Source organism: Prosthecobacter debontii (genome assembly GCF_900167535.1).
In the GTDB taxonomy this organism is placed as follows: domain Bacteria; phylum Verrucomicrobiota; class Verrucomicrobiia; order Verrucomicrobiales; family Verrucomicrobiaceae; genus Prosthecobacter; species Prosthecobacter debontii.
The window spans coordinates 151818-169979 of record NZ_FUYE01000005.1 but is presented as its reverse complement, the minus strand read 5'-3'; the positions used below and the strand labels follow the sequence as shown (position 1 = coordinate 169979).

The window sequence follows — 18162 nt, the reverse complement described above, 5'->3', positions numbered from 1 at the left end:
TCCTATAAATACTATAATTAATACTGTCTCATGCTGCCTCGCCTCATACTCTGGAGTGTTATTCTCGGTCTCGCCCTCGCAGGCGGTTGGATGGCCTATCGCGATGGGCGGGTTGAGTCCTGGAAGCAATGGGTCTTGAAGTGGAGCAGTGGTGAAGATCCCGCCTATTCCCAAATGCGATTTCAGGTGGATCTCGTCGATCGCATCAACTACGCACGAATCGCTTCACGACATCCAGTTTTACGCGTGGATGCCGAGTTGGAGCAATGGCTGTCGGCTGAATTTCCCGAAATGGCTCTGGATGATGCAGGCCGAATCACCCAGAGGGTCCAGGAGGTGGTGCCGCGCTACTTCAGGGTCTCGGTCTGCATTGTCAGCGGCCCCACCTTGCATGCGCTGCTCGATGAGTTTCACGACTTCTCGCAAAGCACGGAGCCGACCATGACCCATCTGGCCTGTGCAGTGCGCCAAACGACAGGGGGGCTCGCTTATCGCGCACTGCTGATCGTGGGACAGCGATTGGAGGATTTCAGTCCTGAGATCATTGCAGCGAGTCAGGACGAAACATTTTTCAGCACCTGCCCGCATTGCCAGCACCCCCATGTCGTCCGCATCTCTCGGCAGCAGCACAGCCTCGGCCTGGAGTGCCCGGAATGCCGCCGGACCTATGCCGTCGTCGCGGCCGACGCCCTAGGCCATTACCGCTATGTGAATGAATTCCTCACCGGGTATGCCCCTCCCGCCGTGTTTGCCAAGGATCACTCCCGAATTCATGAACTCTTCACCATTTGGTCGGCCGTGCACGCCAATTGCATTTACACAAAGGACCCGGCTGGGCAAAAGACCACCAACGCGACCGATGCTTGGCAAACCAGCCTCGATACTCAAAAAGCTGGGCAAGGCGATTGCGAGGACTCCGCCATCTTTCTCTGCGACTGGTTAATGTCACGAGGATTCCAAGCCCGCGTCGTCCTCGGCCGTTACGGGGATATGGGAGGTCATGCTTGGGTGGTGGTGAAGCTGGATGATAAGGAGTATCTGCTCGAATCCACCGAGGGCCGCCCCGATATTTCCAATCCCCCGTTGGTCAGCCGAGTCGGCAGCCGCTATGTGCCGGAGATCATGTTTGACCGCTACGCCATTTACGTCCGTAGCACCCCGGGACAGAGCTGGAAGGGCGACTATTGGTCCACCAAATACTGGACACGGGTGGAGCCACGCAGCCTCAGTGCCCGAGTGCAATCGAATCCCCGGAAGAAAGACGGCGTGTATTCAGCCGAAGTCTCTCCCCAGCGCATGGCGCGCACGAGTCAGCCCAATCCTGCGATCGCCCCCTTCATGGAGTTGGAGGGCATTCCACGGGATGCATCGGTCTGGCAAATGCCTTTAGGCGGTGAGCAAGAAATTTCGCACGCTGGCCACGGCCAATAGGGGGATAATCGAGGCCAAGTTTTTCCAGGAAACTGTCTTGCTGCGTATTTTGCCTTGAGCCTTTGCATGCTTGCAGCTAACTCGAATGAAGACACGGGCGACCGGCCTCGTATCTGACTTCTTTCCAATCGCAAAACCCCCTTACTCACAAAACAGCCATGGCAGTCGTCTCTAAAGGTCTAGAAGGAATCGTCGCAGCAGAAACCCGTCTCGGGGAAGTGAAGGGTGCTGAAGGCATCCTTTTTTATTGCGGCTACGACATCAACGAACTGGCTGGCAAAGTCAGCTACGAAGAAGTGGTTTACCTGCTCTTCTATCAAAAGCTGCCTAACCGCGCTGAGCTGGATAAGCTGACCACCGCGCTGCGCGCTGAGCGTGAGCTGCCCCAGGGAGTCATTGATTTCCTGAAAACGGCTCCCAAGAAAGCCCGCCCGATCGATGTGATGCGCACCGCCGTCTCCATGCTGGGCTGCTACGAGATGAACCGCCATGATGTCAACGTGAGCGAAAACCTCGCCACCGCCATCCGCCTCGTCTCCCAGATCGGCGTCATCGCCGCTTACTTCCACCGCGCTCGCTCCGGCAAGGACCTGCCGCCAGTGCGCAAGGATCTCAGCGAGGCGGCCCACTTCCTCTACCTGATGACCGGTGAAGTGCCCAGCAAGGAAGCCGAGCAAACCCTCGACGTGGCCTACATCCTCCATGCCGAGCACGGCTTCAACGCCTCCACCTTCACGGCCCGTGTCGTGGCCTCCACGCTGAGCGACATGTATTCCGCCATCTCCGCCGCCATCGGCGCTCTCAAAGGCCCCCTTCACGGCGGTGCCAATGAAGGCGTGATCCACATGCTGGAAGAAATCGGTAGCCCCGACAAAGTGGACGCCTGGGTGGAAGACGCTCTGGCTCAGAAGAAGAAGATCATGGGCATCGGCCACCGTGTTTACAAAGTGCTCGATCCACGCGCCCCGCACCTGCGTGAGATGGCCATCAAGCTCACCACCCAATTGGGCGAAGCCAAGTGGATCCAGATGTCCGAGCGTATCGCTGAGATCATGCGTGAGCGCAAAGGCCTCAATGCGAACGTGGACTTCTACAGCGCCACCGTTTACTACAGCCTGGACATCCCGACGGATCTCTTCACCCCGATCTTCGCCATCGCCCGCATGAGCGGCTGGACCGCCCATGTGCTCGAGCAGTGGAGCGAAAACCGCCTGTTCCGCCCGCTCAGCGAATACGTGGGCCGTCCGTATGGCCAGAAAGTGGTGCCGATTGACGAGCGCTAATTCATTCGAATCACGAGCGAACCAGACTCGATCCCAAAATACAAACCCGCGTCGATGGATGCGGGTTTGTTGTTTCTGGAATCTTTCCGATCAGCCTCTGACAGCGTTCTCATCGTTTGTGTGAGCCACCATGGAAGGCCAAAGCAAGGCCTCACCAGGCCGCCGCTACCGCCGGTGTTTGGACTTGGATTTAGCCTTGTGATTTGACGGCCCTTTGGGCTTAGTGCTGGGAGTCTTGCCCCCCCCTGTTGAGGCGGGTTTGACCGTGGAGGAACTGACCGGGGCGGGCATCGGCTCGCCTTTCTCGATCAGATCCGCGATTTTTTCGGCTGAATCTCGCACCGCCATTTTCTGGGCCGCGCGCTTCATCTCTTCAGCCCGTTCGGGATTCATGAGAATCTCACGCACGATGTCGGCCAGCACATCGGCATTCATCTCCTTCTCGGTGAGCAGGCGGGCGGCTCCGGCGGAGGCAAAGACCTCGGCATTGCGGGTCTGGTGATCATCTGCCGCAAAGGGATACGGAATGAGCACGCTGGGCACACCGAACCACGCCAACTCGGACATGGAGGAGGCACCGCTGCGTGCAATCGCCAGATCGGCCACACGATAGGCCATGTCCATACGATGGCAGAAGGCCGCCACGTGCTGGCTCAGCATGAGGTGCTTGGCATAGACATCCCGCACCTCTTCGTAATCGGTAGGCCCGGCGATGTGCAGAACCTGGATCCCCATTTTTTCAAACTGCTCCAAGGTCATGCCCACCACGCGATTGACGCCGCGGGCGCCCTGGCTGCCGCCCATGATCAGGAGTGTTTTCTTGCTGGGATCGAGTTTGAAAAACTCATAGGGATCTTCTTGGGACTGCGTGCGCATGGCGCTGCGCACAGGGGTGCCGACAGCCCGCACGTCTCCATGCTTTGAGAAATGCGGGATACAGGCCTCCAGGCCACACAGCACGGTGTTGGCATAGCGCGCATTCAGTTTGTTGGCTTTGCCTGGGATGGCATTGCTCTCGTGAATGAGGGTGCGGCATTTTTCCTTCTTCCCGGCATACAACGGGGCGAAGGAGGTGAAGCCGCCCATGCCGAGCACAACGCTGACTTCATTCTGGCGGATGATCTTGCGACATTGGGCCATGCCTTTCCAAAGGCCGGAGAGGAAACCTAACATCTTCGGAGACCAGGGCCGAGGCATGGCCAGGAAAGGCATCTTCTCAAAGCGCAGGTCCTTATGACCCGAGGCGGCAATGGAATCGATCTTCTTTTCGCTGATGAGCAGGGTCACGTCATGACCACGGGCGGAGAGGACTTCCCCGACGGCGATGCCTGGGAACAGATGACCGCCGGTGCCTCCACAAGCAATGAGCACATGGAGGGACTTAGGGTTTTTAGATTTCACGGAGATTCAGAGCTGGGGTGTCCAGCGGCGCTTTCTGCGGATCACGGGAAGCTGATCCCAGGTCAGATGCACGCCCTGGCGGTGGATGTTGATCAGGACCCCAACCGCCATCATGGCCGCTAGGAGGCTCGACCCTCCATACGAGACGAAGGGGAGCGGCAATCCCTTATTCGGCAGCAAAGCAGTAGTCACGCCCATATTCAAGAGCGCTTCGAGAGAGAGCAAAAATGTTAATCCGAAGCCCAGCAGCTTGCCAAAGCGGTTCGGAGCATAGGACGCGATGCACATCCCGGAGAAGGTCAGAAGGATGAAACACAGGACCGTGGCCGAGACGCCCCAGAAGCCCAATTCCTCTCCCACCATCGGGAAAATGAAGTCCGTGTGCGCCTCAGGCAGGTAGGAGAGCTTCATGCGCCCCTCCCCCAGACCACGCCCATCCAATCCCCCTGAACCGAAGGCCAATTGGGAGATCCACTGCTGCAGACCGAGACCTTCCTTGTGCTTCTCCAGGTCAAAAATGATCATCACACGCTCAAACCGGTTCGGAGCCAGTTTGATACCTGCCGCCAAGGCTGCGAGCGCTCCGCCAATGATGATGCCCAGATAACGGAAGCGGGTGCCTGCCACAAACATGATGCCTGCCCCAACCGCAGCGGAGACCGAGGCATTTCCCAGGTCCACTTCACCACCGATCAGGCCGACGATGAGACCCAGGATCAAACCGGGGAGAAGGAGGCCATATTTAACCGTGCGCTCCAGATTTTCATGGGTGGCAAACCAACCTGCCATGGCAATGATCAGCGCGAGCTTGGCAAACTCCGAGGGCTGCAAGCGCGTGCTGCCGACCCCGATCCAACGGGCGGCCCCGTTCACACGAGCAGCAATCACAGGTTTATAACCCAGCATCTGTGCCAAGTGCCATTCATAGCAAAGCAGCAAGCCAAAGGCGGCCCCACCCAGCAGCCACCAGCGCCAGCGGAACCAGACGTTGTAATCGACCGTGGCCATGACCACACAGCCAAAGAGCGAGACGCCCACCCATACGCCTTGACGCCAGAGGGTGACATAGTCTTCTCCACCGCCTTCTTTCGTGAAGAAGCTGGTGCTGGCCAGCATGGTGATCCCCAGCCCCGTAAGCAGAGCAACGGACAGCAGCAGGAGCAGGACGGAGCGTTTGGCCATGTCGGGAGCAGAGCAGAGGTCAAGAAACAGCAATCCGAAGGGGTATCCCTACTTGCGAGGAATGACCAATTTGGTGCCGATCTTCATCGCCTCAGGACGCACATTTTTATTGGCATCCTGGAGCGCTTTGACGGAAATCTTGTGCATGCTGGCGATGCGGTAGAGCGTCTCACCGGACTGCACCACATGGACGCTGGAGGCGGAGGCAGGCTTCGGCGTCTCTTTCTTCGCAGGAGGCGGGGATTGCTCCAGCTTTTTCACCGGTGCTTTTACCAAGACGGGTGCAGCCTCAGGCTCGGGGCGAGGCACCGGGATGGCTTTCGGCACAGGTTTTTCCACCTCCACCTTCGCCACAGGCTTGGGAGCGGGGGTGACCACCGGCTCGGGTGGATGCTCCACGATCTTCGGCGCTTCCGACTTTGTGGCGGGCAATTCCACCCGCACCGGCATGGCGGAGGCTTCCTTGGTCACCGCAGGCGGTGGGCTATCCTGAACGGCTGGAGCCGGGGCGACATTGGGTTCCGCCATCAATTCGTTTTCGATGGTGGCGGCAAAGGTGAAGCCCTTCTCCCCAGGGAGCGCGAGATTGATCGGCACCTCAGCGGCGGCAATCGAGGCGTTCGTGTCCACGGGTTTTGGCAGTTCGCCATTGGCCCCAGCCACCCCCACGCCTTGGGCTTTCACCACCGGGCGTTTCGGGAAGATGATCACATCGTTGGTTTTGATCTGACGGCCCTGATCCACCTTGTTGAGCTTGATCAAGAGGTCCTCAGGGACTTCGAGCTTAGCGGCCACGGAGCGGATGGAGTCTCCCGACTTCCATTCATAGGTGGAAAAGTCATCGGGGGAATGCCCTTTCATGACATCCAGGTCCACCATGGAGGCGGGCAGACCGCTGGCGGCGGCTTCCGTGTAGTCGTGGTTCAACCGCGTTTCAGGTGCTTTCTCACCATTAACGAAGTCATAGATGATGATGCCGCCAATGACGACGACGTGGATGAGCAACATGACCACGAACATGCGGGCCATGTTGGAGTTCGGTTCATGCTGATTGAAAGTGTCTTCTTCCGTAACCATGGCGACGCGGTGGCGATGACGCTCACTCTCCAGGAGATTGAGCAGGAGTTTGTCTTTCTTCTTTTTGCTCATGATGTTCGGGAGTTCGGGGTTGATGCGGATTTAAACCAAGGCTCGGACAGCGCTGCGGAAAGCCTCCCCGCGCTGGCCATAGCCGGAATACATGTCAAAGGAGGAGGTGCCTGGACTGAGGATGATGCTGTCCCCAGCCTCGGAGAGGGCGGTGGCCTGCTGCACGGCGTCCGCCATATCCGTGGCGAGGCAGCAGGGCAGCAGATCTTCAAAAGTGTTTTTCAGGGAGGCGGCGATTTCACCGATACAGACGATGGCGCGCACCTGTCCATTCAACGAGGCACGCAGGGGACTGTAGTCCAACTGCTTGTCTTTGCCTCCAGCGATCAAGACGATGGGCCGCTCCATGGAGCCGATGCAGGCTTCCAGAGCGTGCAGGTTCGTGGCTTTGGAGTCATTGATATATTCCCGGTCCTTCAGCACACGCACCAGTTCACAGCGATGCGCCGGTGCTTCATACCCCGCCAGAGCCGTCTGCATGGCTTCCAAGCTGAGGCCATGGACTTGGCAGGCCATCATGGCGGCCATGACGTTTTCCATGTTATGCCGTCCGCGCAGGGTGGAGTTGACCTCAAAGGTCACGCCCTCCGGTTTGGCATGGATCTTTCCTGCGGCGTAGGTCCAGTCAGCCTCCGCGCCATAAGCTGAAAACGTGAGGCGTTTGGCTTTGCCCGAATCCACGCTTTCACCCGCCCGCACGATGGCCACATCGTCTGCGGTGACGTTTTCAAAGATGCGTGCCTTGGCCGCAAAATACTCAGCCATCCCAGGATAACGATCCAGGTGATCGGGGGCAAAGTTTAACCATAGGCTGGCTTTCGCCCGGTAGTTCTGAATGGTCTCCAACTGGAAGCTGCTGATCTCCAGAGAGAGCACATCGTAATTCTCCCCACCGGCCACCACTTCACTCAAGGACATGCCATGGTTTCCGCAGGGGATGGAGCGCTTACCACAAGCGTTGAAAAGATGCGCGATCAGCTCCGTGCAGGTGCTTTTGCCATTGGTTCCGGTGATGCCCACCAAGGGCAGGTTGGTGAGATTGAAGGCAAACTCCATCTCACCGGTCAGCGGCACGCCTGCGTCTGTAAATTTCTTGGGCAGTGGCCAGTTGGCATCCAAACCGGGACTCAGGATCACGAGATCATAATCCCCCGGTTTCACCACCAGCTCGCGGGCAGCTTGGCCACTCAGAGTCGCGAAACCTTCCGCGTGTTGTTTATCCAGGGCAGCCTTGATCTTATCAGGCTCGCCCTCATCCATCACCGTGACCGAGGCTCCATGCAGCCGCGCCAAACGCGCAGCTCCCAGGCCGCTGCGTCCAGCGCCCAAGATAGCAAAGTGTTGGCCTGCGAATTTTGACATGGAAAAGGTGACGATTCTTGAATCTCTAACTGACGGGCAGTGTTTCTGCCGGAAACATTCGGATTCATTAATATTTTGGATTTACCGAAGTTTCAAGGTCGCTAATCCAAGAAGAGCGAAAAATAGGGACATCGCCCAAAATCTCACAATGACTTGGTTCTCATGCCAGCCCCCTAACTCAAAATGATGATGAATGGGGGCCATACGAAATACTCGTTTGCCTCTAGTCTTAAAACTGAAGACCTGAATCATCACACTCAGGGCCTCCATGACAAAGACACCGCCGACGAGAGCCAAAATGATCTCCTGTTTACAGCCGATGGCAATGGTGGCGATGCAGCCGCCGAGTGCGAGCGAGCCCGTATCCCCCATGAACATGCGCGCAGGGTGGGCATTGAACCAAAGAAAGCCGACACAGGCCCCAGCGAGAGCCATCGCCACAATGGGGATCTCATTGGCCAACGTGTGATGAGCCACCCCCAGATAGTCCGAGTATTTGGCGTTGCCGCAGATGTAACCAAAACCCGTGTAGGCTAAGGCGGTGGTCAGTGAGCAGCCCGTGGCGAGCCCATCCAGCCCATCGGTGAGATTCACCGCATTGGAAGCTCCCACAATGATCAAAGCGAACAGGCCGACGGCAAAGATGTTCATGTCAGAGATCACCGCGTCCTTTACAAAGGGCACATACAGGGCGCGCAAGGTGATGCCCTCATCAGGCGGCACGGCATAAGCCATGAGAAACGCGGCAATGACCGCCACCCCCGTCTGCCAGACCAGCTTGGTGCGGGCACTGACTCCCTTGGCGTTCTTTTTGCTGATCTTCAGATAGTCATCGCGAAAACCGAGAGCCCCTAGACCGATGGTGGTGAAGAGAATCGTCCAGACCATCACATTGTCCCACTTGGCCCACAGAAGCGTGGAGAGGACGATGCTGCCGAGAATGAGAATGCCGCCCATCGTGGGGGTGCCGGCTTTTTTCCCGTGCAGTTCATAGAGCTTATGAACCTCCTCCGCGGTGCGGATGGGCTGGCCGATCTTCATCGAGATGAGCTTGCGGATCAAACGCTCCCCAAACAGCAGCGATAGCACGAATGCGGTGAGAAAGGCCCCGCCTGCCCGAAAGGTGTGATAGCGGAAAATGTTCAGCAGCTTGTAAAGGAATGCGTCGTCGCTGATCCAGTCAGCGGCTTCGAGCCAGTTGCGGAGTTCGTAGAGCCAATAAAACATGCGGGAGAGAGCTAGGCGGACTGAAAGTGGAGGAGGACTTTTTCCATGCCTGCGGAGCGGCTGCCCTTCAACAGGACCGCGTCTCCGGGCTGCAACATTTTCTTCAGATGGGCAGCACAGGCTTCGTGAGAAGGGAAATTGAGCGTCTCAGCCTGCCCCGCTGCCTGGGCGGCCTGAGAAATGAGGGCCGCTTCATCCCCCACCGTGTAAAGAGCCGTGAGCCCAAGCTCAGCGGCAAAACGCCCCACGTCTTCATGCCCCGACTGAGCATGAGCACCGAGTTCCCCCATGCGACCGAGGACAGCGATCTTTTGGCCGGGGATGGACAAGGAGGCCAGGGTGACCAAGCCTGCTTTCATGGAGTCAGGATTGGCGTTGTAAGAGTCGTCGATGAAGAGGATGCCCTGGACGGTCTTCGTCTCCATGCGTCCGCCTGTGAGTCGGGCTTGGCTCAGCCCCTGCGCAATGTCGGCGGGAGAGATGCCATGTGCCCAGCCCATGCAGGCCGCGAGCGCGGCATTACCGACCATGTGGTCCCCCATGACCGGAAGGAAGGTTTCGACAACCTCACCGGAGAAATCGAGCTTGAAGCGGGTGCCGTCAGGACCGGGTTGCAGATCAAAGGCGCGCACATCTCCAGCACCGGTGCCGGCTGTGAAGACGGTCGCTTGGCAATGCCGAGAGATGAGCGGCGTGTATTTGTCATTCGCATTCAGCACCACCACGCCCTCCGCATGCACGTTGGCGGGCAGCGTGCCTTTTTCCCAACCGATGGCGTCTTGACTGCCCATGTATTCGATGTGCGCCATGCCAACGTTGGTCACGATCGCCGCATCCGGCAGTGCGATGTCCACCAGCGTCTTGATCTCACCGGGGTGATTCATGCCCATCTCCACCACCCCGCACTCATCGCCTTCAGCGAGACTGAGCAGGGTCAGCGGCAGGCCGATGTGATTGTTCAGATTTCCCAGCGTCGCGCGGGTCTGCATTTTCAGCCCCATCACCAGAGCTGTCAGGTCTTTGGTGGATGTCTTGCCATTACTGCCGGTGAGACCGACGATGAGCGGCTGATGCCAGGCGCGGTAGCCACGCGCCATGTTTTGCAAAGCCAGCAGCGTATCCGGCACCTCGATCACCAAACAGGCCCCCAAATCCCAGGCGGGGTCCACCCGGCTCACCACCACAGCCGCCGCCCCTGCAGCCACGACCTGGGGGATGAAGTCATGGGCATCAAAGCGATCCCCTGCCAGTGCCACGAAGACATCACCAGAACCCACATTGCGCGAGTCTGTGGTGACTCGCGTGACGCTTTGAGGTAAAACAAGACTTTCCGCAGCGTATCGCCCTTCGGCGAAGTCTGCCAGCGTCTGGAGGGCAATCGGCTTCATGGCCTAACGATAGAAGGGTGGCCGCCCCCGCCCGGCATCACGATTGCGCGGATCTTGATCACGCTCAGCCTCGCGTTCACGCTCACGTTCAGCCCGCTCAGCGTCACGAGCGCCATGGATCTGGGTCATGAGCTGACGCACCACACGGCGATCGTCGAACGGGTATTTCTTGCCTTGGATCTCCTGATAGTCCTCGTGGCCTTTACCGGCGACGAGGATGATGTCTCCCGCACGAGCGTTTTCGAGCGCGATCTTGATGGCCTCGCGGCGATCCACGATGGTCACATGATTCTTGGGTCGGGCAAAGCCCTTCACCGCATCAGCGATGATCACCTGCGGATCATCCTGGCGCGGGTTATCACTGGTCAGCACGCAGATGTCGCTCCCCGCTTCCGCCGCCGCAGCCATGAGGGGGCGCTTGGTCCGGTCCCGCCCACCGCCGCAACCAAAGACGATGATGATGCGGCGTGGGCGGAGGGCGCGCACCGTTTTGAGCGCATTCTCAATGGCGTCCGGCGTGTGGGCGTAATCCACAAAGACCTGGAATTTCGACGTCGCTTCCGTCACGCGCTCCAGGCGTCCAGGCACCTGCGGTGCATTCTTCAGGTGAGACACCGTTTCACGCAGATTCAGCCCCATGGCATGCGCCGCAGCGAGTGCGCCGAGGGAGTTGTAAACATTGAAGTCACCGATCAAAGGCGTGCGCACCAAGAAGGTGCGGCCGATGGCCTCCAGCTCAAAGGTCGTGCCCGTGAGATCAAACCGCACGTTCACCGCGCGGAAGTCATAGCCGACCCCGTAACCGTAGCGGACCACGCGCCCCGTGCTTTCATAGCGAGTGATCAGTTTACGCCCCCAGGCATCATCGGCATTGATGATCATCGAGCCTTTAGACTGATGCGCGATGGTTTCAAACAGGCGAACCTTGGCCGCGTAGTAGGCCTCCATGGTGCCATGGTAGTCCAGGTGATCCTGGGTGAGATTGGTGAAGATGCCGGCAGCAATGGGCAAGCCATGCATGCGCTCCTGATCCAGAGCGTGAGAGCTGGCCTCCATGGACACGGCACGACAGCCATTATCCACCATCTGAGAGAGCAGATGCTGGATCTCCAGAGACTCGGGAGTGGTATGGGTGGAAGGCACCTGCTGGCCGCCCAGGTCATAGACCACGGTGCTGAGCAAACCGCAGCGCTTCTGCCCCTGATTGAGCAGGTGATGGAGCAGGAAAGCCGAGGTCGTCTTGCCATTCGTGCCTGTCACGGCACCGATCGAAAGCTTCTCCGCAGGAAAGCCATACAGCGCGGCGGCGGCCTGAGCCAGGGCGATGCGGGTGAACTTGACATGCACCCAAGGCACCTTCGCATCATCCGGGGGAGCCTGCTCGGAAATAATCGCCGCAGCACCTGCCTGGATCGCGGTGGGAATGTATTCGTGACCGTCCGCCGTGCGACCCCGCAGAGCCACGAAGGCGATGCCAGGTCCGGCTTTCCGTGAATCATAGGTCAAGCCGGTGATGGGGGTATCCAGACTGCCGGAGACGACCGGGTTATCCAGATGAGGGATGAGATCGCGCAGGATCATTATTCGGCACCTCCTTCGAGAGCGAGGGGACGTTGAGGACGGATGGAGAGTTGTTTCAAGACTTCGGACACGATTTCAGCAAAGATGGGTGCGGCCACCTTCCCGCCGCCGATGTCGTGAGGGTTCGGTGCATGGGGATTGTCCAGCACAACGACACAAACGACCTTGGGGTCTTTCGCTGGGGCGAAACCGGCAAAGGAAGTGATCCACTGATCATCCCGATAGCCGCCCTTTTTCGGAGTTCCATCTTTATTCTTGCCAACAATCAATTCGGGATCGTAGCGCAGGCTGGTGCCGGTCTTCCCGGCGACCTCGATGCCCTCCACCTGGGCGCGGGTGCCCGTGCCGTGCTCCACCACGCCGGAAAGCAGTTCCCGCATCAGTTCCGCCGCCTTGCCGGTGCAGACCTGGCCGACGGCCTCAGGCTGCATGCGAGTGACTTTACGTCCGCCGTCCTCGACGATCTGCTCCACCAGACGAGGTTTCATCAAGATGCCGCCATTGGCGATCGCTCCATACGCCATGGCCATCTGCAAGGGGGTGACATTGACTTCATAGCCGATGGGGAAGCGCGAGGAGGTCGTGTTCGACCACTTCGTATCGTTGATGTAACCGCGACTTTCTCCTGAGAGCTCAATGCCGGTCTTACGTCCGAATCCGAAACGTTTCACATAATCCAGGAAGGTATCCTGACCCAGGCGCTTGAAGACCTTGTAGGTGGCGATGTTACTGGACTTGGCAAAAGCCTCGCGCATGAGGACGGTGCCCATCTTCGAGACGTCCGAGAGATGGGATTTGAGCACCGGATCGGTGTATTGCCCCCAGTGGCAATCGATTTGCTCATTCAAAGTGATCTTTCGCTGATCCAGAGCCGCCGTGAAGGCGACGACTTTGAAGGTCGAACCCGGCTCGTAGGGTTCATAAATGGTCAGGTTTTTCCAATTCGTGCTCGCTGGCTCAGTGCGGTCATGGCCAGGCAAGAAGCTCATGGCGAGGATGGAGCCGGTGGAGACTTCGGTCACGATCGCCATCATCTTGTTAGGCCGGTATTGAGCCTGAGCCTGGGCCACGATCGAATCTACCGCGTCCTGCATCTGGAGATCAATGGTCAGATGCACGTCCTTGCCATGGACGGGCTCTTTGATCTCGCCACGATAGAGCAGCAGTTCACGGCCATACTTGTCGTGCTCCACACAGACAGATCCCGGGATGCCACGCAGGACATCCTCATAGGTTTTCTCGATGCCCTGGACCCCGCCTTTACCATCCTCGACTCCCCCGATGATCAGGGCCAGACGGTTATCGGTGGGGTAGTGTCGGCGCACCGCCGGTTTGACATACACCCCCTTCACCAACAGCGACTCCAGATGACGGCGCCAGTCCTTCGCCTCGTCATCATTCATGTTGTGCGTCAGCACCTCGATCGGGCGGCGTGAAGTCACTTTTTCCAGCATGGCCTCCACGGGCCCGCCCAGCTTTGCACACAGCGCTTCAGCCACATGGCGGTGGTAGGCGTCTAGGATCTGCTCATTACTCAAGGTGCGAGTCAGGTCCTTCTGCTTCACCCCGCGGATACGCGCCAGATTGGGCAGGATGGAGCGCACATCATGGAGATGCACGCGGTCCGTCTGCAATTCATAGACCTCCTCGTCATAAGCGAGATAGCGGTCCGAGTGATCTTTGATGGAACCCCGCTGCGCGGGTAACACCCGGTCTTCGCGGAACTTCTTCGCCGCCTCTTCAGCCAAGTCCACGCCCCGCTTCAAATGCAGATCATAGAGACGCCAAGCCACGCCCGAAAAACAAAGCGTGAGCAAACAGGTGATGAGCATCATCCGATGAAACAGCGGACGATCTCGGCGAATCTGGTTTTGATTGGGAGTGGGGGAGATCATGGCAGGCCGGCCTCCGTGCTCTGCACCACGACCTTGGCCGCGGGAATGGGTTTGAGATGAATGATCGCTTTCGCGTCAGGGTTGAGCTTTTGCAGCCAGGTGCCTTTCGCCTGGAGAATGGGCTGCACGCGGGCCCCATCCAGCAGTAAGCCGACCTTCCGCTCCAGGCTGACGATCTCGAAGTTCAGCAGCTTCATTTCCTGCTCCACCTGGCGCTGTTGCTCCGCCAGAGCACTGATGCGGTTTTTATTCACCACGATGCTGAGAGCCGCTAACAAGACGGCTCCGCAAAGGATCAAAACCGCCGTCAGCACCGGCAGTCCGATGTTATTGCGATAACGGTTTTTCTTCATGAAGAGAGGCGTTCGACACCGCGCAGACGTGCGCTGCGGGCTCGGGGGTTGAGGCTCAGTTCGCCTTCAGAGGCTTCTAAGGGTTTGCGGAAAAGCAGTTTATACACGCAGTCGGGATTGGGCCTTGGAGCGGGCCATTCAGGGCGGTCCAGCCACACCTGACTCTGCTGCTGAAAGGTGTGTTTGACGATGCGGTCCTCCAGCGAGTGGAAGGTGATGACCGCCAGACGCCCCCCGGGTTTCAGCCAACGCGGTGCGGCTTTCAAAAAGTCTTCCAGCACAGCCAGCTCCTGATTGGTCTCGATGCGCAAGGCTTGAAAGGTCAGCGTGGCAGGATGCCGCTTGCTGAACTTAGGACAGACACTGGAGATGAGATTCGCCAGTTGCAGCGTGGTGCGGAAGGCCTCGCGACCACGGGCCTGCACAATCGCACGAGCAATCTTGCGAGCCTGAGGTTCCTCCCCATAGACTTTCAAAATGCGCTCCAATTCCTCCTGCGGATAGGTATTGACGATATCCGCCGCGGTGATCGGGCCGGAGGTATCCATGCGCATGTCCAGAGGCCCCTCTTTATTGAAGGAAAATCCACGCTCAGGCGCATCCAGGTGGCGGCTGCTCACGCCAATATCAATCAGCATGCCATCCAGCCCCGAGATCCCCGCCTCACCGAGCACGGTGGGAAAGTCACGGAAGTTCCCTTTCAATGCGCAGAAGCGATCGGCGTAGCCTTTCAGACGCTCCGTGGCATGACGCAGTGCTTCATCATCCTGATCCATGGCCACCACACGGGCGCCCTTTTGCAGGATGGCCTCCGTATGTCCGCCACCGCCGAGGGTGCCGTCGAAGATCAATTTTCCCGGCTCCGGCTGGAGAACGTCCAACACTTCATTCAGAAGCACGGGCAGGTGATAAAAAGGTATATCCCTCGCGCCTCCAGGTTCTGGAGAAGGAGCACCGGAACCGTTGTCGGCATCGGTAGGGCGTGAGGTTAATGAAGTGCGTCCGAGAGGCATTAGATCTTCCATGGCATCATCTGACGTGCCAAACCAGGGCCAGATGCCCGCCTGAAACATTTCAGTCGCTCTAGAAAACCAGCCCTTTTGCGTCCCGCCATGCGCCACTCCGCCTGCCAATGAGACATTGGCATTCCAGGGATTGGAGAAAATGCTGGCAGTTGAGGCAAACATGCGCGTTGATGACGGGAGCAGTGACATCCTCGATCACTAGCAATTGATATTCCACAATTGCTAGTAATTAAGATGAGCTTAGTAACGAGAAAGGTTACAAAAGGCAATCCCAGAATTGTCGAAAAGTATCTTCTCCTGAGTTTAATAGTTAGTTCATTTGAACATAGCTCGATGAACTTTCCTTTCGTCACTGTAAAAACAGATTACTTAGTTCCCCCCCGCTCTATCCTCAATGCCTCGCCCTGTCCATCTGCCTGAACTTCTCTCCCCTGCTGGTAATTGGGACTGCGCCCGTGCGGCGGTGGCCAATGGTGCCGATGCTATCTTCTTCGGCCTACCCAAGTTCAATGCGCGAATGAGGGCGGATAACTTCACGGCGGATGACTTGCCGGAGCTCATGAAGTTTCTCCATAGCCACGGGGTCAAAGGTTACTGCGCCTTCAATGTCCTGATCTTCACCGGTGAGCTTGCCGATGCGGAACAGCAACTCCGCCAGCTCGAAGCCGCCGGTGTGGATGCTGTCATCGTCCAGGACCTCGGCCTCGCCCGGATGGTGAAACGATTGACGCCCAATCTCCGCCTCCATGCGAGCACGCAGATGACCATCACCTCGCCGGAAGGTTTGGAGTTAGCCAATACCTTGGGGATCGATCAAGCCGTGCTGGCCCGTGAGCTCAGCCTTCGCGAGCTGGAACGATTCCGCGCGACGGAGAGCCCTGAGGTGCCGCTGGAGGTCTTCGTCCATGGAGCCCTCTGCGTGGCCTACAGTGGTCAATGCCTCACGAGCGAATCGCTCGGGCGGCGCAGTGCCAACCGGGGTGAGTGCGCGCAAGCCTGCCGCATGCCCTATGAAATGATCGTGGACGGGGAGCTGCGTGATCTCGGCGATAAGCGCTATTTGTTAAGCCCTCAGGACCTGGCGGCGGTTCAAGAAATCCCGCGTCTCATTGAGTTAGGCATCCGCAGCTTTAAAATCGAAGGTCGCCTCAAGACGCCTGAATACGTGGCTGCCGTGACGCGAGTGTATCGCAAAGCGATGGATGCAGCTCTGGCCGATCAGGATGTGACGCAGGTCATCACCGATGAGGATCGATACGAACTGGAGATGACCTTTTCACGAGGGCTCTATTCAGGGTGGATGCACGGCGTGAATCATCAACAACTCGTGGGTGCCTACTATGGCAAAAAGCGGGGTTACTACATCGGAGTCGTCCGCTCCGTGGCGCGCGATGCGGTCGAACTGGAAGAAGTGCCCAGCCACCTGAAAAACGGAGATGGTGTCGTCTTTGAAAACCTCCAGGACACCAACGATGAGCAAGGCGGGCGCATCTATGGCCTGCATGGCAATTGGCTGGAGTTTCAGCGGGGGCGCCTGCGCACGGATTTGATCCAACCAGGAACACGCCTTTTCAAGACAGGCGATCAAGTGTTGGAACAGCAGCTCCGCCAGACCTTCCAAGGGGACATCCCCCTGCGGAAGAAGCAAAAGCTGGATCTGGTGATTTCGGGCCGTCCTGGAGTGCCTCTGGTCATTCAGGTCAAGGATCAGACGATCCAAGTGCAATCGAGCCTCCCGCTGGATCAGGCCCGCCAGAGACCGCTCAACCTTGAGGTTTTGCAAAATCAGTTAGGCCGACTGGGCGGCACCGCTTATGAACTCGGCGATGTGGAGCTGCACCTCGAAGGCGAGGTCATCCTCCCTGTCAGTGAGCTGAACAAGATGCGTCGTGCCCTCGTGCATGCCGTCTCTGAAGCGCCCTCCACCGAACCGGCTCGGCGTCCCTTCTCCACGGAGCATGTGCGGGCGATGCTGGCTGAGGTGGGGTCAAAGCAGGCGAACACCTCCCCGGCGCCAGATGCCGCGACGCTCCATGTGCTGTGTCGAAATCAAGCGCAAATCGAAGCCGCGCTGGAGGCAGGCGTCTCGGAACTCTATGTGGACTTTGAAGACGTGCGTCTCTATGCCGACGCCGTCAAACATGTGCGTGATAACAGTCAGGCCCACATCTATCTCGCCACACCACGCATTCAAAAGTCCGGCGAAGCGGGCTTCTTCAAGCTCATCAGCCGCGCAGAGCCTCATGGCGTGCTGATTCGTAACCTCGGAGCCATTGCCTTCTTCAAAGACGCAGGCATCCCGGTCACGGGAGATTTCTCGCTGAATGTGGCCAATCCGTTGACGGCCGACTTCCTCAAACAAACGGGCCTGGAACGTCTCACCATCAGCTACGATCTCAACATCGAGCAAGTGCTCGACCTGCTGCATGGAGCCCCTGCGGAGTGGTTCGAGATCACCCTGCACCAGCACATGCCCATGTTTCATATGGAGCACTGCGCCTTTGCCGCCTTTCTTTCCAAGGGCACCGACTTCACCACCTGCGGCCGCCCTTGTGAGCGGCATCAAGTGCGCCTGCGTGATCGCGTGGGCATGGAGCACCCGTTGAAAGCCGATGTGGGCTGTCGCAATACCCTGTTCAATGCGGTACCTCAAACGGGGGCCCAATTCTTCACGGGCCTCATGCAAGCCGGGCTCCGACACTACCGCATCGAGCTCCTGGAACAAAGCCGCGAAGAGTCCACCCGCATCATCCGCACCTATCAAAACCTCCTCGCCGGTCAGCGTGGCGGTGAAGACATCTGGCGCGATCTCAAAGCTCAATCCCAGCTCGGCGTCACCCGTGGCACGATGGCGGAATTGGTGTGAGCCCCCTTAATGAATAGGT

The 18162-nt window shown here is 58.3% G+C and carries 13 protein-coding genes; 3 read left to right on the top strand and 10 right to left on the bottom strand.

Annotation, left to right across the window (positions count from 1 at the left end; genetic code table 11):
* Window positions 1–30: 30 nt before the first annotated feature.
* Window positions 31–1431: a transglutaminase-like domain-containing protein gene (locus B5D61_RS09360; RefSeq protein WP_078813078.1), complete on the top strand. Its 1401-nt coding sequence runs from the start codon at window positions 31–33 to the stop codon at window positions 1429–1431.
* 158 nt (window positions 1432–1589) lie between these two features.
* A complete protein-coding gene (locus B5D61_RS09355) occupies window positions 1590–2714 on the top strand; it encodes a citrate synthase (RefSeq protein WP_078813077.1) in 1125 nt (374 codons plus the stop codon).
* 165 nt (window positions 2715–2879) lie between these two features.
* On the opposite strand, the gene murG is transcribed toward B5D61_RS09355, so the two are convergent.
* From murG to rsmH, 10 genes are all read right to left on the bottom strand, one after another.
* Window positions 2880–4115: an undecaprenyldiphospho-muramoylpentapeptide beta-N-acetylglucosaminyltransferase gene (murG, locus tag B5D61_RS09350; protein WP_176159325.1), complete on the bottom strand. Its 1236-nt coding sequence runs from the start codon at window positions 4113–4115 to the stop codon at window positions 2880–2882.
* A gap of 6 nt (window positions 4116–4121) precedes the next feature.
* Entirely contained in the window at window positions 4122–5297 is a 1176-nt protein-coding gene (locus B5D61_RS09345) for an FtsW/RodA/SpoVE family cell cycle protein (RefSeq protein ID WP_139373157.1), read from the bottom strand.
* A gap of 48 nt (window positions 5298–5345) precedes the next feature.
* The gene (locus B5D61_RS09340; protein WP_078813074.1) at window positions 5346–6446 is read right to left on the bottom strand and encodes a LysM peptidoglycan-binding domain-containing protein; all 1101 of its coding nucleotides are present in this window, start codon (window positions 6444–6446) and stop codon (window positions 5346–5348) included.
* 30 nt (window positions 6447–6476) lie between these two features.
* Window positions 6477–7808 carry a UDP-N-acetylmuramoyl-L-alanine--D-glutamate ligase gene (murD, locus tag B5D61_RS09335; protein ID WP_078813073.1) on the bottom strand — a complete coding sequence of 444 codons (1332 nt, stop codon included), beginning with the start codon at window positions 7806–7808 and terminating at the stop codon, window positions 6477–6479.
* A gap of 81 nt (window positions 7809–7889) precedes the next feature.
* A complete protein-coding gene (mraY, locus tag B5D61_RS09330) occupies window positions 7890–9035 on the bottom strand; it encodes a phospho-N-acetylmuramoyl-pentapeptide-transferase (protein WP_078813072.1) in 1146 nt (381 codons plus the stop codon).
* Between the two features lie 11 nt (window positions 9036–9046).
* On the bottom strand, window positions 9047–10423 hold the full coding sequence (locus B5D61_RS09325; RefSeq protein ID WP_078813071.1) for a UDP-N-acetylmuramoyl-tripeptide--D-alanyl-D-alanine ligase: 1377 nt from the start codon (window positions 10421–10423) through the stop codon (window positions 9047–9049).
* Between the two features lie 3 nt (window positions 10424–10426).
* A complete protein-coding gene (locus B5D61_RS09320; protein ID WP_078813070.1) occupies window positions 10427–12004 on the bottom strand; it encodes a UDP-N-acetylmuramoyl-L-alanyl-D-glutamate--2,6-diaminopimelate ligase in 1578 nt (525 codons plus the stop codon).
* Entirely contained in the window at window positions 12004–13899 is a 1896-nt protein-coding gene (locus tag B5D61_RS09315) for a peptidoglycan D,D-transpeptidase FtsI family protein (protein ID WP_078813069.1), read from the bottom strand. The genes B5D61_RS09320 and B5D61_RS09315 overlap by 1 nt, the downstream gene beginning before the upstream one ends.
* Window positions 13896–14252, bottom strand: a complete 357-nt coding sequence (locus B5D61_RS09310; RefSeq protein ID WP_078813068.1) for a hypothetical protein — start codon at window positions 14250–14252, stop codon at window positions 13896–13898. Before B5D61_RS09310 ends, B5D61_RS09315 begins: the two co-directional genes overlap by 4 nt.
* On the bottom strand, window positions 14249–15439 hold the full coding sequence (rsmH, locus tag B5D61_RS09305) for a 16S rRNA (cytosine(1402)-N(4))-methyltransferase RsmH (RefSeq protein WP_245846516.1): 1191 nt from the start codon (window positions 15437–15439) through the stop codon (window positions 14249–14251). Before rsmH ends, B5D61_RS09310 begins: the two co-directional genes overlap by 4 nt.
* A 232-nt stretch (window positions 15440–15671) precedes the next feature.
* On the opposite strand from rsmH, the gene B5D61_RS09300 reads away from it, so the two are divergent.
* On the top strand, window positions 15672–18143 hold the full coding sequence (locus B5D61_RS09300) for a U32 family peptidase (protein ID WP_078813067.1): 2472 nt from the start codon (window positions 15672–15674) through the stop codon (window positions 18141–18143).
* Window positions 18144–18162 lie beyond the last annotated feature (19 nt).